We start from the raw sequence: 26,184 nt of genomic DNA on the forward strand, positions 1-26,184 counted from the left end.
AGATTAGCGCCCCTTCGCCAGGTACTGCGTCATCTCCTCTTCCGGCACCATGCCGCCGCCGGTGGCCCACACCAGGTGGGTGGCCTGCTGCAGCTGTTGCTCACTCAGCCCCTGCAGCTGATGGTACGCTTTGCTGGCGCAGACGCGCTGCGGTCCGGCCATCCCGGCCAGCGCGGAGGGTTCAAGGCGGATATTTTCCGCTGCCGCCAGCCAGCCCAGCATGTCATACATCGTCTGGTCGTCAAGGGTATAGAACCCGTCGAGCAGGCGCTCCATTGCCCGGCCAACGAACCCGGACGCCCTGCCGACCGCCAGACCGTCGGCCGCGGTCAGGTTATCAATGCCTAAATCCTGCACCTCTATCTGGTCGTGGAGCCCGGTATAGACGCCGAGCAGCATGCATGGCGAATGGGTCGGTTCGGCGAACAGGCAGTGAACGTGGTCGCCGAAGGCCAGCTTCAGGCCAAATGCCACGCCGCCGGGGCCGCCGCCGACGCCGCACGGCAGATAGACGAACAGCGGATGATCGGCATCGACCACGCGTCCTGCTTGCGCGAACTGCGCTTTCAGGCGCTCGCCGGCTACGGCATAGCCGAGGAACAGCGTGCGCGAGTTTTCATCATCGATAAAAAAGCAGTTCGGGTCGGATTCCGCTGCCTTGCGCCCCTGTTCGACCGCCACGCCATAGTCCTCTTCATACTCAACCACCGTTACGCCGTGGCTGCGCAGTTTGGCTTTTTTCCACGCCCTGGCATCGGCGGACATATGCACCGTGACTTGAAAACCAATGCACGCGCTCATGATGCCGATCGACATCCCAAGGTTGCCGGTGGAGCCGACGGCGATGCTGAACTGGCTAAAGAACTGTTTAAACTCCGGCGTCAGCAATTTGCGATAATCGTCTGTGGTCGTCAGCAGCCCGGCTTCCAGCGCCAGCTTTTCCGCATGGGTCAGCACTTCATAAATCCCACCGCGCGCTTTGATTGATCCGGAGATCGGCAGATGGCTGTCTTTTTTCAGCAGCAGTTCGCCGCTAATTGGCTGGCCGAATTTTTGCTCAAGGCTGCGTTTCATTGCCGGAATGGCAACCACTTCTGATTCGATAATCCCGCCGCTCGCGGCGGTTTCCGGGAAGGCTGCCGCCAGATAGGGCGCGAAGCGCTGAAGGCGGGCATGGGCGTCTTGCACATCGTCGGCGGTCAGACCGACGTAAGGCAACCCCTCCGCCAGGGTGGTGGTTGCCGGGTTAAACCAGGTGGTTTCTTTCAGGGCGATCAGATCCTGCACAAGCGGGAAGGTCGCGGTTAAGGTGGTCAGGTCAGCGTGTTTCATCATACGTCTCTTTGCGCTCAGATAATGAAAGAAAGCAGGAAGGTGGCGGCCAGTGCAAGTAGCGACGCGATAAATGTCGCTGTCGTGTAGTACTTGAACGTTTCACTGAGGCTGGCGCCGCAGTACTGTTTTACCAGCCAGAACAGGGAATCGGTGACGATCGTGCAGCCAATGGCGCCGGAACCGATGGCAATGGCGATGATCTCCGGGCTTACGCCGGGATAAAGCGGCAGCATCGGGGCAACGATGGCGGTAGCGCCCATCATCGCCACGGTGGCGGAGCCAACGGCGGCGTGCAGGATAAGCGCCACCAGCCAGGCCAGCAAAATCGGGTGCATATCAAGGTTCGACAGGATCACCGCGAGGCTATCGGCCAGGCCGCTGGATTTCAAAATCGCGTTGAATGCGCCGCCGGCGCCGATAATCAGCAGGATGTTGGCGATGGACCCAAAGCCGTTTTCGGTATGAGTCAGCAGAACGCCCATCCCCATTTGCCGACGGATGCCGAGCATGTAATAGGCGACAAAGACGGCGATAAACATCGCGGTGATGGGGTTGCCGATAAATTCCAGCACTGTATACAGCGTGCCGCCTTTCGCCATATTCAGTTCAGCGACGGTTTTCACCAGCATCAGGCCAATCGGTAACAGCACGGTAAACAGCGTGGCGCCGAGCGACGGCAGCGTCGATTCTTCGCGAACGTCGAGGTTGGAAAACTCGGCTGGCACTGGTTTAAACGGCAGGCGGTTGCCGAGCAGCCTGAGGAACAGCGGGCCGCCGACCAGCGAGGCGATCAGACCGACCAGCAGGCCATAGACGATAACCGTCCCGATATCAGCCCCCAGTTTATTCGCCACGAACAGCGCGGCCGGATGCGGCGGTACCACGCAGTGCACCGCCATCAGCGCGGTACACAGCGGAATAGCCAGCTTCAGCAGCGAAGTATTGGTTTTTTTGGCGATGGAGAATGCCAGCGGGATCAGCAGCACCACCCCGACTTCGACAAACAGGGTAATGCCGCAGATCAGGCCGACCAGCACCATAATCACGTCCGCCGACAGCCAGCGGCAGCGCTGGAGCGTCAGGCCGATGCGCTCCGCCGCGCCGGAGACCTCCATCATCTTGCCGAGAATGGTGCCGAGACCGATCACCGCCGCCAGGAAGCCCAGCGTACCGCCGATCCCGCTCTCAATGGCGTTGACCATCTCCAGCGGGCCCATTCCCATCATCGCCCCGACGAAAAAGCTCGCCAGCAGCAGCGCCAGAAACGGATGAAACTTCAGTTTGACGATGGTTAATACAATTAACACGATGCTAATCAGCAATGTGCTCACAACCCAAATTTGCGATTCCATACCCCACCTCGCCGTAAGTAACGTGTGGTTATTGAATAGAAACTCGGCATGGGCTGACAAACGATATAAATGACCTTTCAGATGAGCTAAATTGAATCAAAAAGGTGATTTAGCTCTAAAAGTGACCTCTAAATATGCTATGGGTCAAATTAACTCATCCTTTAGCGGAAGTTCCGGCATTATTTTTTTATCATCCAGACTCCCTATTATCGCCAGGAGCGCATAATGGATGTGCTAAAAACCTTAGGTACCCGGTTGCTGAACGGCTGGCAACTCTCCAGGCTGTCGACGTTTGAGGTGGCGGCGCGGCACGAGTCGTTCGCCCTTGCCGCCGACGAGCTGGCGCTCACCCCAAGCGCCGTCAGTCACCGGATTAATCAGTTGGAAGAGGAGCTGGGGATCCAGCTCTTTGTCCGCTCGCACCGCAAAGTGGAGCTGACGCGTGAAGGGAAGCGCGTTTACTGGGCGCTGAAGGCGTCGCTGGATGGTCTCAATCAGGAGATTCTGGACATCAAAAACCAGGAGCTCTCCGGCAGTCTGACGGTCTACTCGCGGCCCTCTATCGCCCAGTGCTGGCTGGTGCCGGCGCTGGGGGATTTCAGTCGCCGCTACCCGGCCATCTCGCTGACCGTGCTGACCGGCAACGATAACGTCAACCTGCAGCGGGCGGGTATCGATCTGGCAATCTATTTTGATGACGCGCCGTCGTCGCAGCTAAGCCACCATTTTCTGATGGATGAGGCGATCGTGCCGGTATGTACGCCGTATTACGCCCGCCAGCTGCAGTTAACGTCAAATCCTGCCAATCTGCGCCACTGTACGCTGCTTCACGATCGCCAGGCATGGAGCAATGATTCCGGCACCGATGAATGGTTCAGTTGGGCACAACAATTTGGGATTGAACTGCCGCAATCGTCGGGCATTGGCTTCGATCGTTCTGATTTAGCGGTGATTGCGGCGATGAATCATGTCGGGGTAGCGATGGGGCGTAAACGGCTGGTGCAGAAGCGGTTAGAGAGCGGCGAGCTTATCGCGCCGTTCGGCGATATGACGCTGAAATGCCATCAGCATTATTACGTGACCACCCTGCCGGGCCGCCAGTGGCCGAAAATCGACGCCTTTATCGAGTGGCTGCATAGCCTGACCTGAAAAAGAGCCGGGCTATCCCTCGGAGTTGTTAGGGAGGCCGGGTAGGGCGTGCGCCGCCACCCGGCAAAATGACGGCACTGCGCTTGCGCGGGCCGGCAGACGACCAGTCCGGTAGCCCGGATAAGGCGTCAGCCGCCATCCGGGGAACGGCCGCCGCGCTTATACCGGCTGCTGATGGTGGGTAAAGCGCGAGGCCAGCGGCAGCCAGCACAGCAGAATCAACAGGCCCATCAGCATCATCAGCAGGCCGAGGCTGCCCTGACCGGTTTGCGGCATCATCGCCGACAGCCAGGCCAGCACGCCGGAGCCGATATTCTGCAAGCCGCCCACCAGCGCCCCGGCGGTTCCGGCGAGGAACGGGAACGGCTCCATCGCGCCGCTGGTGGCCAGCGGGAACAACATCCCGGCGCCGAAGAAGAACAGCGCCGCAGGCACCAGCAGGGTCCAGACGGTCATGATGCCCAGCAGCCCTGGGATCCACATCATCAGACCCGCCAGCAGGCAGCAGATCACCGACTGCCACATCAGGGTCGGGAAACGCTTGTTGGGGCGGCCGGCAAACCACGCCCCGAAGAACGCCGCCGGGATCGGCAGAATAAACAGAATACTCACCGCCATGCTGCTCAGGCCGAGCACCGCGCCCATCAGCACCCCGGAGCAGGCTTCGAATACCGCAATCCCCGCCAGGCCGCCGATCAGCATCAGCAGATAGCAGTTAAAGGCGCCGGTGCCGAACAGCGTTTTGTAGCTGGCCAGAAGTTTGGTGCGCGGCGCCCCTTCCGGGCGCGTTTCCGGCATCCACTTCGCCATGCTGAAGGTCACCCCGGCGCACAGGACCAGCAGGAAAGCGTAGCAGGCGCGCCAGCTCCACAGGGTGTCGAGGATGCCGCCGAGCAGCGGGGCAATCAGCGGGCTGACCAGAATACCCATATTTAACAGGCTATTGGCATGACGCAGCTGAGCGCCTTCGTACAGGTCGCGGGGCAGGGTGCGCGCCATCACGCCGCCGACCCCGGTGCCCATCCCCTGCATGGCGCTGGCGGCGATCAGCACCGGCAGGCTATGGGTGGTAATAGCTACCAGCGTCGCCAGCATAAAAATCGACATCCCGACGAGGATCACCGGGCGGCGACCGACGCGGTCAGAGAGCGGGCCGTAGAATAGCTGTGAAATACCGTAGGTCAGCAGGTAGGCCGCCATCACGCTTTGTACCGCCCCTTCGCGGACGTTCAGCGCGACCGCCATGTCGGCGATGGCCGGAATATAAATGGTCTGCGCCATCTGGCCGACGGCCACCAGCAGTACCAGCATCAACAACAAATTGAAGTTCTTATGCCGTTTCATGTCGATGAATACTTTGTGAGTAAAGAGAAATGAAGAATATGTGACTACCACATCCCGTAAACGATGGAGGAATCTACCATATTAAAATGACAGAACAACTGCAAAGTGCCGATTGTTGAGGGAATTCCAGGCAGATTATGTAAACAGGAACGGCAACTAATGTTGCCATCTCAGGCTACGCCAGGCGCAGGAGGATCGCCCCGGCGGCAATCCCGCAGGCGGCCACGATGCGCAGCGGCATCAGTTGCTCTTTCAGGACGATAAAGGCGATCAGCGCGCCGAAGAGAATGGAGGTTTCACGCAGCGCGGCGACCACCGCCAGCGGGGCCTGGGTCATCGCCCATAGCGCCAGGCCGTAGGAGCCCATGGTGCCGATCCCGCCGAGGATGCCTTTTTTCCAGTGCTGACGTAAATAACGACTGGCCTCACGCCGTCGCGCCACCATCGCCCAGCACAGCAGGCAGAAGCCGTTCATAAAAAAGGTCCACAGGGTGTAGCCCAGCGCCGAGCCCGCCAGCCGGACGCCGGTGCCGTCCACCAGCGTATAACCGGCGATAAAGCAGGCGTTGATCAGCGCCAGCACGATGCCTTTGCGCGAGCTGGCGCGGCCGTTAAAGGCCATCGCCAGAATCGCCAGGCAGATGACGCCGATACCCAGCCAGGCCAGCGGCGACAGACGATCGCCGAGGAACAGCACGCTTATCGCCGCCACCAGCAGCGGCGCAGTGCCGCGCATCAGCGGATAGGTCTGGCTCATATCCGATACCTGGTAGGTCTTCGCCACCAGCACCGTATACACCACCTGTAACGCGCACGACGCCAGCAGATAGGGGGCGCTGACCAGCGCGGGCTGCGGGGCAAAGGGGAGCATCACCAGGGCGATCAGCGCGGCCGAGCCGCTGACGCCGATCGCCGCGTACATTTTATCGCCGCTGGCTTTGACGATAGCGTTCCAGCTGGCGTGCAGCAGGGCGGCGAACAGCAAAATGCAGAATACGGTGAGGGTCATCGCAGACAGGTTCAACAGTGAAGGTCACCGGAATGTAACACGCGCCCGCGCTGCCTGCCAGCGGGGGGTTAAAGCGAACAAAACAGGCGATGCGTCACCCGCGGTTCATCGTACACCGGGCGGAAACCAAGCCTTTCATAAAAGGGCCAGGCCTGCGCCGGGGCATGGGTGTTGAGAAAGTCGAACCAGGCGCTGGAGTGGGTGATAACCGAGACCAGCAGCTGCTGGCCGATGCCCCGGCGACGGTAGCGTTCGCTGATGTAGAGGTGGCGAATGCGCCCGGCCCGCGGCTGCGGACTGAAGGGATCGCTATTGATGCCGCATACCCCTACCAGCTGGTGGTTGACGAAGGCGCCCAGCAGCGTTTCGCCCGGCGCGTTAAAGCGGTTTTTGCCGCTCTGCCAGTTTTCCGCCAGGCGGCGCAGCATATTGAAATGCTGTTCAAGGCTTTCAATTCGTAGCGCCGCGAACCCCGGGGCATCCGGCGTCGTGGCGGCAATTAACAGGGGTGGCATAGCTTCCTCCATCAAGTCATCCCGGGACGCCCGGCGGGCGCCTGCAGGGGGGCGGTTTCCCGCCCCCCTCAGGTGCGACTTGAACCTGAATCAGCGGAACTGTTTCAGGACTGCATCAAGTAGTTGCAACACAGCAACCATGAGTTTCAGGATCAAAATAATAATATCCATTCCGCCCATACGCGCGTCTCCTGTGGTTAAGGAGCACAATAAGCTGACGTACCTTTCCGCTGCCCGTTGCCAGCTTATCCCTGCCTGTCGCCGGCGGCGTCTGCCCTGGCCGATAGTTCGTCCTTTCCATGAACGGCTTCCCGGCCCGCCGCCTGCAACGACAGGGGTGCGCAGCGCTGAGCCACGCGTTGCCGCGCGGGCCAGTGACTGCACGTTGTTGACGTAACACAGTGTGCTCTCTCGGGGTTAAGGCACTGACGGCACCACCCGTTTCAGCCAGGACTTCGTTGCGCCGGTCAAACTTGCGGCCCCCGAATGGCACAAAGTGAACACACCCAGTATAGATAAACACTGTATGGATGAACAGTATTTTTTGGACAAATCCGCCCCTCTCATCCATACTCTATGACAGAGAAAAACCGACCTTAAATTGCGCGAACTGCAGCGATCGCGTATACTTTTGGCGTTGACGTAATACAGTGTGCTTGCGGCTACCACCTGTAACCATGCTGATAAAAACCTCGCTCCGGCGGGGTTTTTTGTTTTCTGTCCTTTTGCGCCGAACTGTGATCTTTCGCGCAAATTTTCGTGGATGAAAATAAATCCATTGTGAAAACGTAAAACCTGTGTTTGTATAAATTCAGCTTATTTTTCGACACAACAGGTCCCTAATGAACGCAACCCTGATCGCTTCGACCCTACTAAAAACCGCGCCAGCCGCGGTGGTCGTCGTGTCTGTGGTGGTCGTCGTCGGCAATGCGCCGTAGGGTCCGGAACAACACGAATTCCAAACCCCGCCGGCGCAAACCGAGCGGGGTTTTTTGTTGGCGAGCCCCCCGGTAAAGTCGGCCCAGAAGAAAAGGACTGGAGCATGGCAAGTTCGGGCACCACATCAAACACAATGCGCTTTACCGGCGCGCAGCTGGTTGTTCATTTACTGGAGCGCCAGGGTATCACTATGGTCAGCGGCATTCCGGGCGGCTCCATCCTGCCTATCTACGATGCCTTAAGCCAGAGCACGCAGATCCGCCACATCCTGGCGCGCCATGAGCAGGGCGCGGGCTTTATCGCCCAGGGGATGGCGCGTACCGAAGGCAAGCCGGCGGTCTGTATGGCCTGCAGCGGCCCGGGGGCGACGAACCTGGTGACGGCGATCGCCGATGCCCGCCTGGATTCGATTCCGCTGGTCTGCATCACCGGCCAGGTACCGGCCTCGATGATCGGTACCGACGCCTTCCAGGAAGTGGACACCTACGGCATCTCTATCCCCATCACCAAACATAACTATCTGGTGCGCGACATTGCCGAGCTGCCGCAGGTGATCAGCGACGCCTTCCGTATTGCCCAGTCCGGACGTCCCGGGCCGGTGTGGATAGACATTCCTAAGGACGTGCAGTCGGCGACCATTGAGCTGGAAGCGCTGCCTGAGCCTGGCGAGCGCGCCCCGGCACCGGCATTCGCGCCTGAAAGCGTGCGTGAAGCGGCGGCAATGATCAACGCGGCGAAACGCCCGGTACTGTATCTGGGCGGCGGGGTGATTAACGCGCCGCAGGCGATCCGTGAGCTGGCGGAAAAAGCCAACCTGCCGACCACCATGACCTTAATGGCGCTGGGCATGCTGCCGAAGGCGCACCCGCTGTCGCTGGGGATGCTGGGGATGCACGGCGCGCGCAGCACCAACTTCATTCTGCAGGAGGCGGATTTACTTATTGTTTTAGGCGCCCGTTTTGATGACCGGGCGATTGGCAAGACCGAGCAGTTCTGCCCGAACGCGAAGATTATCCACGTCGATATCGACCGCGCCGAACTGGGCAAAATCAAGCAACCGCACGTGGCGATTCAGGGCGATGTGGCGGAAGTCTTAGCCCAGCTGAACCCGCAGATTGAGGCGCAGCCGCGCGAGGAATGGCGCCAGCTGGTGGCCGACTTGCAGCGCGAATTCCCCTGCGCCATCCCGCAGGAAAGCGACCCGCTCTCCCATTACGGCCTGATTAACGCCGTGGCCGCCTGCGTGGATGATGAAGCGATCATCACTACCGACGTTGGCCAGCACCAGATGTGGACGGCGCAGGCCTACCCGCTCAATCGTCCGCGCCAGTGGCTGACCTCCGGCGGCCTCGGCACCATGGGCTTCGGCCTGCCGGCGGCGATCGGCGCGGCGCTGGCGAATCCGCAGCGCAAGGTTATCTGCTTCTCCGGCGACGGCAGCCTGATGATGAATATTCAGGAGATGGCCACCGCCGCCGAAAATCAGCTGGATGTAAAAATTATCCTGCTGAACAACGAAGCGCTGGGGCTGGTGCATCAGCAGCAGAGCCTGTTCTATCAGCAGGGCGTTTTTGCCGCCACCTATCCGGGGATGATTAACTTTATGCAGATTGCCGCCGGTTTTGGCCTGCAAACCTGTGATTTAAATAATGAAGTCGATCCGCAGGCGGCGCTGCAGGCGATCATCGACCGTCCGGGGCCGGCGCTGATCCACGTGCGCATCGACGCACAGCAGAAAGTGTATCCGATGGTACCGCCGGGTGCGGCCAATACTGAAATGGTGGGGGAATAAGCCATGCAAAAACAATGTGACAACGTCATTCTGGAACTCACCGTCCGCAACCATCCCGGCGTCATGACCCACGTGTGCGGGCTTTTTGCCCGTCGCGCGTTTAACGTCGAAGGCATTCTCTGTCTGCCAATTCAGGGCAGCGAACACAGCCGCATCTGGCTGCTGGTAAATGATGACCAGCGACTGGGGCAGATGATTAGCCAGATTGAAAAGCTGGAAGATGTCACCAAAGTGGCGCGTAACCAGTCCGATCCCACCATGTTTAACAAAATTGCGGTGTTCTTCGAATAGCGCTCAAGGCTTGAACAGCCACGTGCTTATCGCTAAGGTAGGCGCCTTTACCGGATGACGCTGCGCTTATCCGGCCTACAGGCAGTGAATCCGTAGGCCGGATAAGGCGTTTACGCCGCCATCCGGCGTTTTCAGGCACCAGGACACACCATGACCACCATCGCCCTTATTGACGATCATTTGATTGTCCGCTCCGGCTTTGCTCAGCTGCTGGGGCTGGAAGCTGATTTTCAGGTTGTCGCCGAATTTGGTAGCGGCCGCGAGGCGCTGACGGGGCTACCGGGGCGCGGCGTGCAGGTCTGTATCTGCGATATCTCAATGCCGGATATTTCCGGGCTGGAGCTGCTCAGCCAGCTGCCGAAGGGGATGGCGACCATCATGCTGTCGGTACACGATAGCCCGGCGCTGATCGAGCAGGCGTTGAACGCCGGCGCGCGCGGCTTCCTGTCGAAACGCTGCAGCCCCGATGAACTTATCGCCGCGGTACGCACGGTGGCGGCGGGCGGTTGCTATCTCACGCCGGATATCGCCATGAAGCTGGCCGCCGGGCGCCAGGATCCGCTCACCAAACGCGAGCGTCAGGTGGCGGAAAAGCTGGCGCAGGGCATGGCGGTGAAAGAGATTGCCGCCGAGCTCGGTCTGTCGCCGAAAACCGTCCACGTACACCGCGCCAACCTGCTGGAAAAGCTGGGCGTCAGCAACGACGTTGAGCTGGCGCGCCGCATGTTCGATAGCTGGCAATGAAGGCCGTCGTCTCACGATTGCTGTCGGTCATCGGCTGCGCCTTTATCTTCGCGGCCGCCTGGTTCTGCCTGTGGAGCATCAGTCTGCATCTGGTGGAACGCGCGGATTTAGCGGTGCTGCTGTTTCCCTTTGGCCTGCGGCTGGGGTTAATGCTGCAATGCCCCCGCGGCTACTGGCCAGTGCTGCTGGGAACCGAGTGGCTGCTTATCTTCTGGCTGGCGCAGGAGGTGGCGCTGGCGCACCCGATAATTTTGATGACCGGAAGCCTGCTGACGCTGCTGCCGGTGGCGTTGATCTCGCGCTACCGGCAGCAGCGCGACTGGCTGACGCTGCTGCGCCAGGGCGGGGCGTTAATGGCCGCCGCGCTGCTGCAATCGCTGCCGTGGCTGGCGGAGGGGGACGAGGGGCTTAACGCCCTGCTGTTGACGCTGACTGGCGGCCTGACGCTGGCGCCGACCTGCCTGGTTTTCTGGCACTATCTTACCAGCACCGTCTGGCGGCCGCTGGGGCCGGCGCTGGTGGCGCAGCCGGTTAACTGGCGCGGGCGGCATCTTATCTGGTATCTGCTGTTATTCACCATTAGCCTGTGGCTGCAGCTTGGCCTGCCCGCCGAGCTCTCCCGCTTTACCCCGTTTTGTCTGGCGCTGCCGATTATCGCCCTCGCCTGGCACTACGGCTGGCAGGGAGCGCTGATCGCCACCCTGATGAACGCTATCGCCTTGATTGCCAGCCAGACCTGGCACGATCACCCGGTCGATTTATTGCTTTCCCTGCTGGCACAGAGCCTCACCGGGCTGCTGTTGGGGGCGGGGATCCAGCGGCTACGCGAGCTGAACCAGTCATTACAAAGCGAGCTGGCGCGTAATCGTCGGCTGGCGGAACGCCTGCTGGAGACCGAAGAGAGCGTGCGGCGAGACGTCGCCCGCGAGCTCCATGATGATATCGGCCAGACCATCACCGCGATCCGCACCCAGGCCGGGATCGTACAGCGGCTGGCGCCGGACAATGCCAGCGTGCGCCAGAGCGGTCAGCTGATAGAACAGCTGTCGCTGGGAGTTTACGACTCGGTGCGTAGACTGCTAGGCCGTCTGCGTCCGCGTCAGCTCGACGACCTGCCGCTGGAGCAGGCGGTACGTTCGTTGATGCGCGAGATGGAGCTGGAGGACCGCGGCATTGTCAGCCATCTCGACTGGCGGATTAACGAGGCGGGACTGAGCGAGAACCAGCGCGTGACGCTGTTTCGCGTTTGCCAGGAGGGGCTGAATAATATCGTCAAGCACGCCAGCGCCAGCGCTGTCACTCTGCAGGGCTGGCAGCAGGATGAGCGACTAATGCTGGTGCTGGAAGATGACGGTTGCGGCCTGCCGCCGGGGTCGAATCTGCAGGGGTTCGGCCTGACCGGCATGCGCGAGCGCGTGACCGCCCTGGGCGGCACACTGACGATCTCCTGCACCCATGGTACCCGGGTGTGCGTCAATCTACCGCTGCGTTACGCCTGAGAGGATCGCCGATGTTCGCCTTTTTAAAAGCCCCGCCGGACGCTGCGCCGATTAGCGATAAACGCGAACTTGATGCGCGTTATCGCTACTGGCGTCGCCATATCCTGTTGACCATCTGGCTGGGCTACGCGCTGTTCTATTTCACCCGCAAAAGCTTTAACGCCGCGGTCCCGGAAATTCTCGCCAGCAACGTCCTGACCCGCAGCGATATTGGCCTGCTGGCCACGCTGTTCTATATCACCTACGGGCTGTCGAAATTTTTCTCCGGTATCGTCAGCGACCGCTCCGACGCCCGCTATTTTATGGGGCTGGGGCTGATTGCCACCGGGGTGGTGAATATTCTGTTCGGTTTTTCTTCCTCACTATGGGCTTTCGCGCTGCTGTGGGCGCTGAATGCCTTCTTCCAGGGCTGGGGCTCGCCGGTCTGCGCCCGACTGCTGACGGCCTGGTATTCGCGGACCGAGCGCGGCGGCTGGTGGGCGCTATGGAATACGGCGCATAACGTCGGCGGCGCGCTGATCCCGATGGTGGTGGGAGCGGCGGCGCTGCACTACGGCTGGCGTGCCGGGATGACCATCGCCGGCTGTCTGGCGATCCTCGCCGGACTGTATCTGTGCTGGCGGCTGCGCGATCGCCCGCAGGCGGTGGGGTTACCCGCCGTGGGCGACTGGCGTCACGATGCGCTGGAAATCGCCCAGCAGCAGGAAGGCGCTGGGATGTCTCGTAAAGCGATCCTGACCCGCTACGTGCTGGCCAATCCCTACATCTGGCTGCTGTCGCTGTGCTATGTGCTGGTGTACGTGGTGCGGGCGGCGATTAACGACTGGGGCAATCTGTATATGTCGGAGACGCTAGGCGTCGATCTGGTGACCGCTAACTCGGCGGTGACCATGTTTGAGCTGGGCGGTTTTATCGGCGCGCTGGTGGCGGGGTGGGGCTCGGATAAGCTGTTTAACGGCAACCGTGGGCCGATGAACCTGATTTTCGCCGCCGGAATTTTGCTGTCGGTTGGCGGCCTGTGGCTGATGCCGTTCGCCAGCTATGTCATGCAGGCGGCCTGCTTCTTCACTACCGGTTTCTTCGTTTTCGGCCCGCAGATGCTGATCGGCATGGCGGCGGCGGAATGTTCGCATAAAGAAGCCGCCGGGGCGGCAACCGGGTTTGTCGGCCTGTTCGCTTATCTTGGCGCCTCGCTTTCCGGCTGGCCGCTGGCGCAGGTGATGGATATCTGGCACTGGACCGGATTCTTCGTGGTGATTGCGATTGCCGCCGGCATTTCCGCGCTGCTGCTGCTGCCGTTTTTAAACGCGCAGGCGCCGCGTACCGCCAGCGAAGCGTGATGTAGCTCACCCTTTCGCCGCGAACGGGACAAAACTAAGAAATTTTCCCGGTTTTACCTGGACGCCGTCTCAGGCCAGACGGCGCGCTGGTTTTTACAATGCCTGGTTATTACGCAGGCATAAAAAATCAGCTCAGGAGATACCCATGCTGGCCTTTCTGAATCAGGTGCGCAAGCCGACCCTGGATCTGCCGCTCGATGTGCGGCGCAAAATGTGGTTCAAACCTTTCATGCAGTCCTATCTGGTGGTCTTCATCGGCTACCTGACCATGTACCTGATCCGCAAGAACTTTAACATCGCGCAGAACGACATGATCTCCACCTACGGGCTGAGCATGACCCAGCTGGGGATGATTGGCCTGGGCTTCTCCATCACCTACGGCGTGGGCAAGACGCTGGTCTCTTATTATGCCGACGGTAAAAATACCAAGCAGTTCCTGCCGTTTATGCTGATCCTCTCCGCCATCTGTATGCTGGGCTTTAGCGCCAGCATGGGGGCGGGTTCTACCAGCCTGTTCCTGATGATCGCCTTCTATGCGCTGAGCGGTTTCTTCCAGAGCACCGGCGGCTCGTGCAGCTATTCCACCATCACCAAGTGGACGCCCAGACGCAAACGCGGCACTTTCCTCGGCTTCTGGAATATCTCCCACAACCTCGGCGGCGCGGGCGCGGCGGGCGTGGCGCTGTTTGGCGCCAACTATCTGTTCGACGGCCATGTGATCGGCATGTTTATCTTCCCGTCGATTATTGCGCTGATCGTTGGCTTTATCGGCCTGCGCTACGGTAGCGACTCTCCGGAATCCTACGGCCTCGGCACGGCGGAAGAGCTGTTTGGCGAAGCGATCAGCGAAGAGGACAAAGAGACCGAAGAAAATGCGATGACCAAGTGGCAGATCTTTGTTGAGTACGTGCTGAAAAACAAAGTGATCTGGCTGCTGTGCTTCTCCAACATCTTCCTCTACGTGGTGCGTATCGGTATCGATCAGTGGTCCACCGTGTACGCCTTCCAGGAGCTGAAGCTGTCGAAAGAGGTGGCGATTCAGGGCTTTACCCTGTTTGAGGTCGGCGCGCTGGTCGGCACGCTGCTGTGGGGCTGGCTGTCGGATCTGGCCAACGGCCGCCGCGCGCTGGTGGCCTGCATCGCGCTGGCGCTGATTATCGCCACCCTCGGGGTTTACCAACACGCCAGCAACCAGTACGTCTATCTGGCCTCGTTGTTTGCGCTGGGCTTCCTGGTGTTTGGTCCGCAGCTGTTGATCGGCGTCGCCGCCGTCGGTTTCGTACCGAAAAAAGCGATCGGCGCCGCCGATGGGATCAAGGGCACCTTCGCCTATCTGATCGGCGATAGCTTCGCCAAACTGGGTCTCGGGATGATCGCCGACGGCACCCCGGTCTTCGGCCTGACCGGCTGGGCCGGCACCTTTGCGGCGCTGGACGCCGCCGCCGTCGGCTGTATCTGCCTGATGGCCATCGTGGCTATCTTTGAAGAGCGTAAAATTCGCCGCGAGAAAAAGAACCGTATTTTGCAGACCGCCTGATTCACCAGGTATTTGGTAACCTTGCCCGGCCTTCGCGCCGGGCTTTTTTATCGTTCCTGCTGGCTGGTTTGCAGCAGCAGCTCCCGCAGCCACTGTTGAGCCGGGTCGCGATGATTGCGTTCGTGCCAGGCCATACTTTTGGTAAAACCGGGGATCGCCAGCGGCGGAGCAGCGATTTTCATGCCGCTGGCCATTTTCGCCAGCCTGCGTGGTACTACGGCAATCATTTCACTCACCGCCAGCACTTCCGGCAACACCAGAAAACTGCTGACCGACAATCCTACTCGCCGGGTCCGACCAAGCGCCGCCAGTGCGTCGTCGGTTACGCCGCGAAAGCTATCGCCCTGCCATGAAACCAGAACATGTTCCAGCGCACAGAAACGGTCTAGCGTTAGCGGCTGGTTGGCCTGTGGATGGTCTTCGCGCAGCAGACAGACATACTCTTCCTGATACAGCGCCCGGCTGTGCAATTCCGGCGGCGTATCGTGGGGCGTTAACAACGCAATATCCACTTCGCCGCGTTCGGTCTGAGCCAACAGCGTGGCCGGAGATTCGGGAATAATGCGCACGCGGATACCCGGCGCCATTGGCTTCAGCGCGGCGATAAATGGCACGATCACCGCTTTCAACGCATAATCCGTCGCGGCGATGGTCCAGGTGAAATCAGCCTCCAGCGGATCGAAAACGACCGGTTGTAGCAGGGTTTCAGCATCGGTCAGCAGTTGCTTTACCGGAGCCGCCAGCGCCTGGGCGCGCAGCGTCGGCACCATGCCATGCGGGGCGCGGATAAACAGCGGGTCATTAAAGGCGTCGCGCAGGCGAGTGAGCATGCCGCTGACCGCCGGCTGGGTGAGTGCCAGCCGCGCTGCCGCCCGGGTGACGCTGCGCTCATCGAGCAACGCATCCAGGGCTTTCAGCAGGTTGAGATCGAGGTTTCTGATATCAGATTTCATGATAGCCATCCGCAAACGCGATAAGTCACATTATGGTACGTCCGGCAGTCGACAGCAGGCAAATTCCCATTATGATAGTGAGGCCGCGATTGGATGAGAGGATGCATGATCTGGATAGGACTGGCCACCCTGGTAGTGGTGTTTGTTGTGGGATTTCGGGTGCTTACCTCTGATTCACGCCGCGCGATCCGCCGCCTGAGCGAACGCTTGGGCATCACGCCCGTCCCGCTGGAATCGATGATCGATCAGCTGGGAAAAGCCGCCGGTAATGAGTATTTGCGTTACCTGGAGCGGCCGAATGAAGCGCATCTGCAGAACGCCGCCCAGGTGCTGCTGATCTGGCAGGTTGCGATTGTCGACGCCAGCGAAAAAAACCTGCATTACTGGTATCGCCTGATGCAAAAAGCGCGTTTAGCGGCGCCGATTACCGACGCGCAAATCCGTCTGGCGCAAGGATTTCTGCGCGAGCTGGACCCGGATGTGAGCGATTTGCATAACCTACAGCAGCGCTATAACGATCTGTTTCTCCCGGAAGACGGCGTGCACTGGTTGCACTGATATCACGGCTGCTTATGAACATTATCAAGGATGCTGATTCGATTTATATCACTCTCCGGCGCATGATTAACCTCGTTAAAACAATCGTTCACGAGGTTAATCATGAAACAGTCTCTACAGCAAAGCGCAATCGTCTGGCCGGAAGAGTATCTGCCGGGCACCACCGACAATTTTGCCTCCAATGAAATTATCGTCAGCGGCCTGACGGCAGCTCAGATTTGGGCGCAGCTCGATGACACCACGCTGTGGCCGGGCTATTACAGTAACGTTGCCGATATCCATTTCCATGACGGCAGCGGCCCGACCCTCAGCGCCAACGCCCGCTTCAGCTTCAGCACCTTCGGCTTCCCGATTGAGGCGCAGATTACCGAATATGTTCCTCCCGTTGCCGGACAGGCGGCGCGCGTAGCCTGGCACGGTTGGGCGGAGGGGGATGCAACAACGCGTCTTGATGTGATCCACGCGTGGCTGTTTGAAGATTTGCCCGGCGGACGCGTGCGCATCCTCACCCAGGAGTCGCAAAAGGGCGTTCCGGCGCAGGAACTGGCGCGTACGTTGCCCAATCCGATGATTAACGGTCACCAGGAATGGATTTGCGGGCTGGTGAAATCGGCTCGCGGCGAGTAAATCCGAGTGCCGGATGGCGGCTGCGCCTTATCCGGCCTACGGTTTCCGCACTCGTCACTTGTAGCCCGGATAAGCGTAAGCGCCATCCGGCAGGATAACTACAGTAGGATTTTCAGGCCGTGTTTTTGTACGACGCTAAGCAATTTTAATGACATTCCGCTCGGTCGTTTAGCGCCAGTCTCCCATTTTTGCACGGTAGACACGCTGGTATTCAGATAACGAGCGAACACGGGTTGGCTAACATTGAGTTGTTCACGTAGCGCTTTAATTTCAATGGGTTGAAGTGCGGCTACGCTACCGAGACATGATTCATCAAAATGGCGCATTGTTTCCTGTGGGATTGCGCCAACGCTGAATAGCCCCGACGCAGCGCTATGGATCGCTTCGAAAGCCGGGCTTTTGTATTTATTTTTTGCTGTCATCGCAAATCTCCACTAATTCTTTACTTTTAACTAAGGCCGTCGTTTTCTCTTCAGAGAGATTGGCATAGTGTTTTGCTAACTCACGAAACCCCATTAATTCGCGATGGTTGATATTGGCCATATCCTGTTTGGCATATAGAAAGGTATAAAACCAATACTCTGCGCTTTTGGTAAGGATGATTGCGCGATCGCGATTCTTGTTGAGTCGCTTTTTATAAACCCCTCCTCCTAAATCAACCACTTTGCCCTGAAGCGCAGATTGAATTGCCTGATAGAGCTCGTCGTCGGAAATGCCATGAGAGCTAGCCTCTCTGGCGAACCATTTGGTTTTAAAGATACGCATTGCTGACATCCTGTCGTTAAAAGTATAGCACATAGTGCTATATTAAATTCTCCTGAGATTTGTTAAAGCGATAGCAAGCATCGTTTTTTTAAACATGCGAGCAGCTACGCACCCTCTTATGAAAAGCGAGAAGAGTTGCGAAAACGTTAAGTACGTCACATACAAAATGTTACACTGCGCAGCTTTCCGCCACTTTCTTCGCAGGTCACTCATGAGTCATTCAAATGAAACCAAACCCCATGCACGCGATCTCGCGCGGCCAAACTGGTCGGCGGTTTTCGCGGTTGCTTTCTGCGTCGCCTGCCTGATTACCGTTGAGTTTTTGCCGGTCAGCCTGCTGACGCCGATGGCGCTGGATTTAGGCATCTCCGAAGGGATGGCCGGGCAGTCGGTGACGACGACGGCATTCGTCGCGATGTTTTCCAGCCTGTTTATCACCACGGTGATAGGTAAAACCGATCGCCGCTACGTGGTTATCCTGTTTTCACTGCTGCTGACCTTTTCCTGCCTGCTGGTATCTTTCGCTGATAGCTTCACCCTGCTACTGCTGGGGCGCGCCTGTCTGGGCCTGGCGCTCGGCGGTTTCTGGGCGATGTCCGCATCGCTGACCATGCGGCTGGTGCCGATGCGCGTGGTGCCGAAAGCGCTATCGATTATTTTCGGCGCGGTATCGATCGCGCTGGTAATTGCTGCCCCATTGGGCAGTTTCCTTGGCGGGCTTATCGGCTGGCGCAACGTCTTTAACGGCGCGGCGGTGATGGGCGTGCTGTGTACGCTCTGGGTGCTGAAAGCGCTGCCGTCGCTGCCCGGTGAATCGGCTTCTCAGCAGCAAAATATGTTTGGTCTGCTGAAGCGTCCGGGGGTGATGGCCGGAATGTGCGCCATTTTCATGGCCTTTGCCGGACAGTTCGCCTTCTTTACCTATATTCGCCCGGTTTACATGACCCTCGCCGGTTTTGACGTCGACGGCCTGACGCTGGTGCTGCTGAGCTTTGGTATCGCCAGCTTTATCGGCACCTCGCTCTCCTCGGTGCTGCTCAAGCGTTCGGTAAAAGCGGCGCTGGCGATCGCGCCGCTGGTGCTGACCGCCTGCGCGGTGGCGCTGGTGCTGTGGGGAGAGAGCAAAATCATCGCCTCGACGGTGGCGATTATCTGGGGCTTCGCGTTTGCGCTGATCCCGGTGGGGTGGTCAACGTGGATCACCCGTTCCCTCTCCGATCAGGCGGAAAAAGCCGGGTCGATTCAGGTGGCGGTGATCCAGCTGGCCAACACCTGCGGCGCCGCGGTCGGCGGCATTGCGCTTGACCACTTAGGGCTGCTGTCGCCGCTGGTGTTGTCAGGGATATTGATGCTGTTTACCGGCCTGCTGGTGGCGGCCAAAGTGAAGGTGAATTCACCCGCTTAAGGCCGCTCGCCTTTTGCCAGCCGGGCATTGATGTCGGCAATCACTTCCGGCAGGTCCGCCAGGGTATCAACCACATAATGCGCCCCGGCGGCATACAGTTTGCCTGCCGCCCGCTCGCGGCGGGTGGCGATTTCCGCTTTCGACATCGCCTGGTACTCCTCCCAGGTTGCGCCGAATTCGTTACCGGACACCGCCAGCCCGACGCTCCACATCCCGGCATGTAACCCTTCGCTGATGCCCGGTGCGGCGTCGTCGACCTTCACGCAGTGGGCCACATCGTCTATGCCCAGGGTAATCACGTTCTGCAGCGCCATCCACGGGCCCGGACGACCGCCGGCGGCAAGGTCATCGGTGGCGACCCAGTGGTCCGGGGCGTAGCCCTGGGCGGCGGCGGCCGGTACCAGCTTTTCCATCACCGGACGCGGATAGCCCGAGCAGGAGCCGATCTTCAGGCCCTTGGCGCGCAGCGTGGCGATGGTGTCGACCACGCCGGCTATTGGTGCGGAAAAATCGACAACCTTAGCGATTTGCAGCGGCATAAACGCGGCGTAGATCGCATCGATATCGGCGGCAGTCATCGCGCGGCCGAATTTGGCCTGCCAGCGGCTATCGACAGCGGGGAGTTTGCCCAGCGCCTCAATGTGCTGCCATTTGCCAAGCCCCATCGGCACGCGGGCCTCTTCAAGGGTTATCTCAATATCGAAGGCCTGGCGGAAGGCCTCGACGAAAATTTGCGTCGGGGCGAAAGAGCCGAAGTCTACGGTGGTGCCTGCCCAGTCAAGGATCAGTGCGCTAATACGGTTCATGGCGGTTCCTTATTGTTTCCAGTACATGGCGTTGTCGATAGCCGCCAGCAGGGCGGTGATATCGGCGTCGTAGACTTCGCCAATGTTGCCGATGCGGAAGCAGTCGCTTTGCGATACTTTGCCCGGATAGATAACGAAGCCCTGATCTTTCAGCTTCTGGTAGAAGGTGTGAAAGCGATACTGCGGCGCATCCGGTGAATAAAAGGCGGTAATGATCGGCGAGTGCAGGCTATCGTCGAGCAGCGGCCGGAAGCCGAGCGCGCGCATCCCGGCGACCAGCCGGCGCTGATTGTTGCGGTAGCGCTGATAGCGGGCGCTAACGCCGCCCTCCTGCGCCAGCTCTTTCAGCGCCTGGGCAAAGGCCAGCACGGTATGGGTCGGCGAGGTGAAGCGCCACTTGCCGTGGTTGTCCTCCATGCAGCGCCACTGGGCGTACAGATCCAGCGACAGCGAGCGCGAACGGCCTTTGCAGGCGGCCAGCTCCGCTTCACGGGCAATCACGAAGGCAAAGCCCGGCACGCCCTGAATGCATTTATTGGCGGAGCTTATCAGGTAATCAATATTCAGCGCGGCGATATCCAGTGGAATGCCGCCGAAGCTGCTCATCGCATCGACGATATAGCGTTTATCGTACCGTTTCGCCAGTTCGGCCACCTCTTCGATCGGATTCAGCATACCGGTGGTGGTTTCGCTGTGTACCATCGCGATATGGGTGATCGCCGGGTCGTTCTGCAGGATCTGTTCGATCGCGGCCGCGTCCGGACGGGAGACTTCGCCGCAGTCGTAAGGGTGGCAGGCGATGCCCATCAGCTGCGCCATCTCAATCATACGCGCGCCATAGGCGCCATTGCTGACGATTAGCACTTTGCCCTGTTCGCCGATGACGCTGCCGAGCACCGCTTCGACCGCGTAGCTGCCGCTACCCTGCAGCAGCACTGCGGTATAACCGTCGGTCGGGGTAGCCAACTGCACCAACTGCTGGCGAATGGTCTGTACCACGCCGAGATTGTAATCATCATCCCAGGTACAGCTATCGAACAACATCGCCTCTTTCACCGTACGGGAGGTGGTTAACGGGCCGGGGGTCAGCAGCAGGTAATTTCGTGAAGTCATTTGTCTCACCATTTGGTCTATACCAGATTTATAGTTATCATGGAGACAAAGCCGGGAAAGGGTCAAAGGAAATGTGGCGCTGCAACAAAAAATTCATCTGGCTATGTATAATGAGCGCACGAAAAGTGGCAGTGAGTAAACATGAAATCACCCTCTGGCGAGATGCCGCAATACCTGATGATTAAGGCGCAGCTGCAGGCGCGTATTCAAAACGGCGCCCTCAAAAGCGGCGACAAGCTGCCTTCCGAGCGCGAGCTGTGCGCGCTGTTCAACACGACGCGGATTACGGTGCGTGAGAGTCTGGCGCAGCTGGAGGCCAGCGGCGTGATTTACCGCGCCGACCGCCGCGGCTGGTTTGTGACGCCGGAGCGTCTGTGGCTGGATCCGACGCAAAATACCAACTTCCACAAGCTGTGTCTCGAACAGGGGCGCGAACCGAAAACGGTGCTGCTTGATGGCCGCCTGGCTGCCGTGCCGCTGGATGTGATGGCGCCGCTGGCGCTGCAGCCCTTCGATCAGGTCTATTTGCTGACCCGGCTGCGCTATGCCGACGGCCGGCCGGTGTGCTACTGCGAAAACCACTGTCTGCCCGCGCGGGTGCCTGAGCTGCTGCGCCACGATCTCAACGGCAGTCTGACCGAGATTTATCAAACTCACTACGACCTGATCTATACCAGTATGCATCTGTCGTTTTATCCCACCTCAATGCCGCCGCAGGCCGCCGAGGCGCTGGGGGTGATGGAGGGGCGCCCGGCGCTGCTGTTGCGCAGGCTGAATTACGATCAGCACGGGCGTATTCTCGACTACGATATCGAATACTGGCGGCATGATAGCCTGCGGATCGAAGTCGATACCCATTGATTTTATTAGTTAAATTTTTTGATCTCCCCGGTGGCGCTAGCGCGTGCCGGGGCTACGCATCCCGCTCGTTTTAACTCCTTCGACACACTTCTTTCATCGTTTTGTCATAAACCCCCGGTAGCGTGAAGCTAAATCTGGTCTACACCAGAATAACTGACTATCCGATGAGGCTTACACGATGAAACTCTCCCGACTTGCTCTGCTGTCCCTGTTCGCGCTGACCAGCTCTCCGGTTTGGGCGGACGGCGTCGTCACGGTTTACTCCGCCGACGGCCTGCATGACGGCGATAACAGCTGGTATCAGAGCCAGTTCGCTGCCTTCACCAAAGAGACGGGCATCAAAGTGCAGTATGTGGAAGGCGGCTCCGGCGCGATCGTCGAACGTCTGGCGAAGGAGCGCACCAATCCACAGGCTGATGTGCTGGTCACGGTGCCGCCGTTTATCCAGCGCGCCGCGAAAGAGCAATTGCTGGCAACCTTTACCCCGCAAGGTAGCGCGCAGATCCCCGGCGCCAACGACCGCTATTCGCCGCTGGTGAACAACTATCTGACCTTCATCTATAACGGCCAGTTGCTGAAAACCGCGCCGGCCAGCTGGCAGGATCTGCTGGATAGCCGCTTTAAGAACAAGTTGCAGTACTCCACGCCGGGCCAGGCGGGCGACGGTACCGCGGTGATGCTGCAGGCGTTCCACAGCCTCGGCGGCAAAGACGCCGGCTTCGAGTATCTGGGCAAGCTGCAGGCCAATAACGTTGGCCCATCGGCCTCGACCGGTAAGCTGACGGCGCTGGTCAACAAAGGCGAGCTGTACGTCGCCAACGGCGATCTGCAGATGAACCTGTCGCAGATGGCGCGTAACCCGAACGTTAAAATTTTCTGGCCGGCGGATGACAAAGGCGAGCGCAGCGCGCTGGCGCTGCCCTACACCATCGGGCTGGTACAGAACGGACCGAACAGCGAAAACGGCAAAAAGCTGATCAATTTCCTGCTGGATAAACCGGCGCAATCCAGCGTCAGCGCGCGCTCCTGGGGCCTGCCGGTACGCAACGATGTAGCGCCGGATGATGCTAACTTTAAGGCGGCGAAAGCGGCGCTCGACGGCGTGAAGAGCTGGGAACCTAACTGGGACGATGTCGCGGTATCGCTGTCGGCTGACATTGCCCGCTGGCATAAAGTGACCGATAGCGAGTAAGCCTGATGTTGATGAAAACCACCGTCACTTCTTCCCCGTCGCTGGCGGGGACGTCCGGGATCACCCTGGACTCGCTGCGCGTTTCATACCACGGCAACGTGGTCTTAAAACCGCTGTCATTGACCATTGAGCCCGGTGAGGTGCTGGCGCTGATTGGCCCTTCCGGTTCCGGGAAAACCACGGTGCTGCGGGCGATTGCTGGTTTTGTGCAACCGGCTGGCGGGCGGATCCTGATCGGCGATACTGACGTCACCCAGCTGCCGCCGTACAAACGCGGGCTGGCGATGGTGGTGCAGAACTACGCGCTGTTCCCGCATATGAAGGTGGAAGATAACGTTGCTTTCGGCCTGCGGGCGCAAAAGCAGCCCAGGGGGCTTATCGCCGAGCGGGTGACTGAAGCCTTAAAAATCGTCGGCATGGCGGATTACGCCACCCGCTACCCGCATCAGCTTTCCGGCGGCCAGCAGCAGCGCGTGGCGATAGCCCGCGCGATTGCCGTGCGTCCTCGGGTGCTGTTGCTTGATGAACCGCTGTCGGCGCTGGATGCGCAAATTCGCCATAACATGGTGGAAGAGATTGCCCGTCTGCATCGCGAACTGCCGGAACTGACCATTCTCTACGTCACCCACGATCAGACCGAAGCGCTGACCCTGGCGGACAAAATCGGCATCATGAAAGATGGCTCGCTGATCGCCCACGGCGAAACGCACGAGCTGTACCACTATCCGCCGAACCGCTTTAGCGCCGAATTCCTCGGCCGCGCCAATATCCTGCAGGCGACGGCGCTGAAAGACAGCCCCGAGCCGGGGCTGGTTAGCGTGAGCTGTGGCGGCGGCCTGATTAACGCCTTCAGCCGGGGCGGCCTGCATGGCAACAACAAGCTGTTATGCATTCGCCCGCAGCACATGAGCCTGGCGCCGCGATCGGCAACCAGTAATCGTCTCAACGCCACCCTGACGTCGGTGCACTGGCAGGGCGATCTGACGCATCTGCTGTGCGATGTTGCCGGCGAAGCGGTGCGGATTGTGATGACCCACGTGAACCCGCTGCCGCGAGCGGGGGACAAGCTGGCGCTCTACTTCGAACCTGGCGATGCGGTTCTGATCGAGGTGCAATGATGGCGCAAACCCTCACGCTTGCGCGTCCGGCGCGAAATTTACGGCCTTACCTGTGGCTGGCATTGCCGCTGCTGGTGCTGGCGACGCTATTTTTCTATCCGCTACTGCTGATCGCCGAACAGGCATTACGTGACGCCAGCGGCAACCTGAGCCTCGAGACTTTCTGGCAGGTGATCGACTCTAAGCGCTTTATTGGCGCGCTGCTCAATACCTTACAGATTGCGGTGTTCGCTACCCTTGGCTGTCTGGTGCTCGGCAGCGTGCTGGCGCTGATTCTGGTGTTTATTCCGTTCCCCGGCAGCCAACTGGTGGGCCGGGTCATTGATACTTTTATTGCGCTGCCGACCTTTCTTATCACTCTCGCGTTCACCTTTATTTACGGCTCGGCGGGGCTGCTCAACGGCACCCTGATGGCGCTGTTTGCTTTTGAACTGCCGCCGGTAGACTTCCTCTATTCGATTAACGGCGTGATTCTGGCGGAGATTACCGTCTTTACGCCGCTGGTGATGCGCCCGCTGATGGCGGGACTGCGGCAGATAGATAAGAGCCAGCTGGAAGCGGCGAGTATTCTCGGCGCTCATCCGTTACGGGTGATTACCCAGGTTATCTTCCCGGCAGCGCTCCCGGCGCTGATGGCGGGCGGCAGCCTGTGCCTGCTATTGACCACTAACGAGTTCGGGATCGTGCTGTTTATTGGCGCCAAAGGGGTCAATACCCTGCCGATGATGGTCTACAGCAAGGCGATTCTGGAGTCGGATTACAGCGTGGCCTGCATGATTGCGCTGATCAATATTCTGCTGTCGCTGGGGCTGTTTATGCTCTATCGGCTGGCGGCGGCGCGCACTGGCGTAAGGAGTTAACGATGTTGATTTGGTCGCGTAAAGGCCGCGCGGCGGCGGGCGCGCTGGCGGTGACGCTTTTTGCCGGCGTTTTCCTGCTGCCGCTGGCGGTGATTTTACTCTCCAGCCTGAGTAAACAATGGAATGGCCTGCTGCCCACCGGCTTTACCTTTGCCCACTTTGTTAACGCCTTTCGCGGCGCGGCGTGGGATTCGCTGTTTTCGAGCCTGATGGTGGGCTTCTGCGCCAGCCTGCTGGCGCTGCTGTGCGGGATGTGGGCGGCGCTGGCGCTGCGCCAGTATGGCGCGACGCTACAGAAATATCTTGGCCTGGCGTTTTATCTGCCCAGCGCCATCCCCTCGGTTTCCGTCGGGCTGGGCATTCTGGTGGCGTTTAGCCAGGGGCCGCTGCAGATGAACGGCACCTTCTTTATCGTTCTGGCGGCGCACTTCGTGCTGATCTCCGCCTTTACCTTCAGCAACGTAACGACCGGGCTGGCGCGTATTTCCGCTGATATTGAAAACGTCGCCTCCAGCCTGGGCGCTTCGCCGTGGTATCGCCTGCGCCATGTGACGCTGCCGCTGATGACGCCGTGGATGATTTCAGCGCTGGCGCTGAGCCTGTCGTTGTCGATGGGAGAGCTAGGGGCGACGGTGATGATCTATCCGCCGGGCTGGACGACGCTGCCGGTGACCATTTTCAGCCTCACCGATCGCGGCAATATCGCCGATGGCTCGGCGCTGACCATTGTGCTGGTGGGCGTCACGCTGCTGTTGATGATGAAGCTTGAGCGTATCGCCCGCCGATTAAGCCAGAGATAAAGAATTGATGACGCCACCAGGGCACGGGTCTGACTGCCCGGCGGCGCTGCGCTTGCCGGTCCTGGGGGGGAGCCCGCAGGAAGGAACGTAGGCCGGATAAGGCATTTATGCCGCCATCCGGCACAACCATAGGTATGGAGCTTGAAGTGTCCTGCCCGGCGGCGCTGCGCTTGCCGGTCCTGGGGTGGGGTCCCACAGGAAGGAACGTAGGCCGGATAAGGCATTTATGCCGCCATCCGGCATAAATGGAGCGCACCAGTTGTAGCCCGGCTAAGCGTAG

General features: G+C 59.6%; 29 protein-coding genes. 17 read left to right on the forward strand and 12 right to left on the reverse strand.

The window, feature by feature from the left end; translation table 11 throughout:
• Window positions 1-3: 3 nt before the first annotated feature.
• Entirely contained in the window at window positions 4-1,332 is a 1,329-nt protein-coding gene (gene dsdA / locus KHQ26_RS22800) for a D-serine ammonia-lyase (RefSeq protein WP_029497067.1), read from the reverse strand.
• A 17-nt stretch (window positions 1,333-1,349) separates the two neighbouring features.
• Complete coding sequence (dsdX, locus tag KHQ26_RS22805; protein ID WP_004173855.1) at window positions 1,350-2,687, reverse strand: D-serine transporter DsdX; 1,338 nt, start codon at window positions 2,685-2,687, stop codon at window positions 1,350-1,352.
• Between the two features lie 91 nt (window positions 2,688-2,778).
• Here dsdX and KHQ26_RS22810 point away from each other — a divergent pair, with 91 nt between their 5' ends.
• Complete coding sequence (locus tag KHQ26_RS22810) at window positions 2,779-2,913, forward strand: hypothetical protein (RefSeq protein ID WP_004150275.1); 135 nt, start codon at window positions 2,779-2,781, stop codon at window positions 2,911-2,913.
• Window positions 2,913-3,836 carry a DNA-binding transcriptional regulator DsdC gene (dsdC, locus tag KHQ26_RS22815; RefSeq protein ID WP_004188006.1) on the forward strand — a complete coding sequence of 308 codons (924 nt, stop codon included), beginning with the start codon at window positions 2,913-2,915 and terminating at the stop codon, window positions 3,834-3,836. Before KHQ26_RS22810 ends, dsdC begins: the two co-directional genes overlap by 1 nt.
• A 159-nt stretch (window positions 3,837-3,995) precedes the next feature.
• Here the strand turns inward: dsdC and emrD are convergent, their stop codons facing one another.
• The 5 genes from emrD to KHQ26_RS22840 form a co-directional block, all read right to left on the reverse strand.
• Window positions 3,996-5,180: a multidrug efflux MFS transporter EmrD gene (gene emrD, locus KHQ26_RS22820; RefSeq protein WP_004181587.1), complete on the reverse strand. Its 1,185-nt coding sequence runs from the start codon at window positions 5,178-5,180 to the stop codon at window positions 3,996-3,998.
• A 175-nt stretch (window positions 5,181-5,355) separates the two neighbouring features.
• Window positions 5,356-6,189, reverse strand: coding sequence for a DMT family transporter (locus tag KHQ26_RS22825; RefSeq protein ID WP_002923296.1), 834 nt, complete (start codon window positions 6,187-6,189; stop codon window positions 5,356-5,358).
• A 68-nt stretch (window positions 6,190-6,257) separates the two neighbouring features.
• Entirely contained in the window at window positions 6,258-6,704 is a 447-nt protein-coding gene (locus KHQ26_RS22830) for a GNAT family N-acetyltransferase (protein WP_002923294.1), read from the reverse strand.
• A gap of 90 nt (window positions 6,705-6,794) precedes the next feature.
• Entirely contained in the window at window positions 6,795-6,914 is a 120-nt protein-coding gene (tisB, locus tag KHQ26_RS22835; RefSeq protein ID WP_004145059.1) for a type I toxin-antitoxin system toxin TisB, read from the reverse strand.
• Between the two features lie 452 nt (window positions 6,915-7,366).
• Complete coding sequence (locus KHQ26_RS22840; RefSeq protein ID WP_004150272.1) at window positions 7,367-7,534, reverse strand: hypothetical protein; 168 nt, start codon at window positions 7,532-7,534, stop codon at window positions 7,367-7,369.
• A 12-nt stretch (window positions 7,535-7,546) separates the two neighbouring features.
• Between KHQ26_RS22840 and ivbL the strand changes: the two genes are divergently transcribed.
• The 7 genes from ivbL (at window position 7,547) to uhpT (ending at window position 14,846) form a co-directional block, all read left to right on the forward strand.
• The gene (gene ivbL / locus KHQ26_RS22845) at window positions 7,547-7,642 is read left to right on the forward strand and encodes an ilvB operon leader peptide IvbL (RefSeq protein ID WP_002923286.1); all 96 of its coding nucleotides are present in this window, start codon (window positions 7,547-7,549) and stop codon (window positions 7,640-7,642) included.
• Window positions 7,643-7,746: 104 nt separating this feature from the next.
• Window positions 7,747-9,435 carry an acetolactate synthase large subunit gene (gene ilvB, locus KHQ26_RS22850; RefSeq protein WP_004173858.1) on the forward strand — a complete coding sequence of 563 codons (1,689 nt, stop codon included), beginning with the start codon at window positions 7,747-7,749 and terminating at the stop codon, window positions 9,433-9,435.
• A gap of 3 nt (window positions 9,436-9,438) precedes the next feature.
• Entirely contained in the window at window positions 9,439-9,726 is a 288-nt protein-coding gene (gene ilvN / locus KHQ26_RS22855) for an acetolactate synthase small subunit (protein WP_002923283.1), read from the forward strand.
• Between the two features lie 150 nt (window positions 9,727-9,876).
• A complete protein-coding gene (uhpA, locus tag KHQ26_RS22860) occupies window positions 9,877-10,470 on the forward strand; it encodes a transcriptional regulator UhpA (protein WP_002923282.1) in 594 nt (197 codons plus the stop codon).
• A gap of 17 nt (window positions 10,471-10,487) precedes the next feature.
• On the forward strand, window positions 10,488-11,969 hold the full coding sequence (uhpB, locus tag KHQ26_RS22865; protein WP_020324525.1) for a signal transduction histidine-protein kinase/phosphatase UhpB: 1,482 nt from the start codon (window positions 10,488-10,490) through the stop codon (window positions 11,967-11,969).
• An 11-nt stretch (window positions 11,970-11,980) separates the two neighbouring features.
• On the forward strand, window positions 11,981-13,309 hold the full coding sequence (locus KHQ26_RS22870; protein WP_004145056.1) for an MFS transporter: 1,329 nt from the start codon (window positions 11,981-11,983) through the stop codon (window positions 13,307-13,309).
• 145 nt (window positions 13,310-13,454) lie between these two features.
• Window positions 13,455-14,846, forward strand: a complete 1,392-nt coding sequence (uhpT, locus tag KHQ26_RS22875) for a hexose-6-phosphate:phosphate antiporter (protein WP_002923280.1) — start codon at window positions 13,455-13,457, stop codon at window positions 14,844-14,846.
• 47 nt (window positions 14,847-14,893) lie between these two features.
• Here uhpT and KHQ26_RS22880 read toward each other — a convergent pair whose 3' ends face one another.
• Entirely contained in the window at window positions 14,894-15,799 is a 906-nt protein-coding gene (locus KHQ26_RS22880) for a LysR family transcriptional regulator (RefSeq protein ID WP_020805049.1), read from the reverse strand.
• Between the two features lie 105 nt (window positions 15,800-15,904).
• On the opposite strand from KHQ26_RS22880, the gene KHQ26_RS22885 reads away from it, so the two are divergent.
• Together KHQ26_RS22885 and KHQ26_RS22890 are read left to right on the forward strand one after the other, a co-directional pair.
• Complete coding sequence (locus KHQ26_RS22885; RefSeq protein ID WP_020805047.1) at window positions 15,905-16,357, forward strand: DUF1198 family protein; 453 nt, start codon at window positions 15,905-15,907, stop codon at window positions 16,355-16,357.
• A 102-nt stretch (window positions 16,358-16,459) separates the two neighbouring features.
• Window positions 16,460-16,984: a hypothetical protein gene (locus KHQ26_RS22890; RefSeq protein ID WP_020805057.1), complete on the forward strand. Its 525-nt coding sequence runs from the start codon at window positions 16,460-16,462 to the stop codon at window positions 16,982-16,984.
• Window positions 16,985-17,082: 98 nt separating this feature from the next.
• Here KHQ26_RS22890 and KHQ26_RS22895 read toward each other — a convergent pair whose 3' ends face one another.
• Complete coding sequence (locus tag KHQ26_RS22895; RefSeq protein ID WP_004173862.1) at window positions 17,083-17,406, reverse strand: helix-turn-helix domain-containing protein; 324 nt, start codon at window positions 17,404-17,406, stop codon at window positions 17,083-17,085.
• Window positions 17,390-17,749 (reverse strand): type II toxin-antitoxin system RelE/ParE family toxin, encoded by a 360-nt coding sequence (locus KHQ26_RS22900; RefSeq protein WP_004181582.1) that lies wholly within the window; start codon window positions 17,747-17,749, stop codon window positions 17,390-17,392. The genes KHQ26_RS22895 and KHQ26_RS22900 overlap by 17 nt, the downstream gene beginning before the upstream one ends.
• Before the next feature lie 211 nt (window positions 17,750-17,960).
• Between KHQ26_RS22900 and nepI the strand changes: the two genes are divergently transcribed.
• Window positions 17,961-19,154: a purine ribonucleoside efflux pump NepI gene (gene nepI / locus KHQ26_RS22905; protein WP_009485057.1), complete on the forward strand. Its 1,194-nt coding sequence runs from the start codon at window positions 17,961-17,963 to the stop codon at window positions 19,152-19,154.
• On the opposite strand, the gene phnX is transcribed toward nepI, so the two are convergent.
• Together phnX and phnW are read right to left on the reverse strand one after the other, a co-directional pair.
• Window positions 19,151-19,960 (reverse strand): phosphonoacetaldehyde hydrolase, encoded by an 810-nt coding sequence (gene phnX, locus KHQ26_RS22910; RefSeq protein WP_004210697.1) that lies wholly within the window; start codon window positions 19,958-19,960, stop codon window positions 19,151-19,153. The two genes, nepI and phnX, sit on opposite strands and share 4 nt — an antisense overlap.
• A 9-nt stretch (window positions 19,961-19,969) precedes the next feature.
• Window positions 19,970-21,073: a 2-aminoethylphosphonate--pyruvate transaminase gene (gene phnW / locus KHQ26_RS22915; protein ID WP_029497066.1), complete on the reverse strand. Its 1,104-nt coding sequence runs from the start codon at window positions 21,071-21,073 to the stop codon at window positions 19,970-19,972.
• 141 nt (window positions 21,074-21,214) lie between these two features.
• Here phnW and phnR point away from each other — a divergent pair, with 141 nt between their 5' ends.
• The 5 genes from phnR (at window position 21,215) to phnV (ending at window position 25,904) form a co-directional block, all read left to right on the forward strand.
• Window positions 21,215-21,934, forward strand: a complete 720-nt coding sequence (gene phnR, locus KHQ26_RS22920) for a phosphonate utilization transcriptional regulator PhnR (protein ID WP_004145049.1) — start codon at window positions 21,215-21,217, stop codon at window positions 21,932-21,934.
• Window positions 21,935-22,112: 178 nt separating this feature from the next.
• Window positions 22,113-23,126: a 2-aminoethylphosphonate ABC transporter substrate-binding protein gene (gene phnS, locus KHQ26_RS22925; RefSeq protein ID WP_020805053.1), complete on the forward strand. Its 1,014-nt coding sequence runs from the start codon at window positions 22,113-22,115 to the stop codon at window positions 23,124-23,126.
• Window positions 23,127-23,131: 5 nt separating this feature from the next.
• The gene (phnT, locus tag KHQ26_RS22930; RefSeq protein ID WP_004150258.1) at window positions 23,132-24,244 is read left to right on the forward strand and encodes a 2-aminoethylphosphonate ABC transport system ATP-binding subunit PhnT; all 1,113 of its coding nucleotides are present in this window, start codon (window positions 23,132-23,134) and stop codon (window positions 24,242-24,244) included.
• Window positions 24,244-25,104 carry a 2-aminoethylphosphonate ABC transporter permease subunit gene (phnU, locus tag KHQ26_RS22935; protein ID WP_004150257.1) on the forward strand — a complete coding sequence of 287 codons (861 nt, stop codon included), beginning with the start codon at window positions 24,244-24,246 and terminating at the stop codon, window positions 25,102-25,104. Before phnT ends, phnU begins: the two co-directional genes overlap by 1 nt.
• Window positions 25,105-25,106: 2 nt before the next feature.
• Window positions 25,107-25,904 (forward strand): 2-aminoethylphosphonate ABC transport system, membrane component PhnV, encoded by a 798-nt coding sequence (gene phnV / locus KHQ26_RS22940; RefSeq protein WP_004145044.1) that lies wholly within the window; start codon window positions 25,107-25,109, stop codon window positions 25,902-25,904.
• The last annotated feature ends 280 nt before the right edge of the window (window positions 25,905-26,184 follow it).

This window comes from Klebsiella sp. 10 (assembly GCF_018223925.1).
GTDB lineage: Bacteria > Pseudomonadota > Gammaproteobacteria > Enterobacterales > Enterobacteriaceae > Klebsiella > Klebsiella pneumoniae.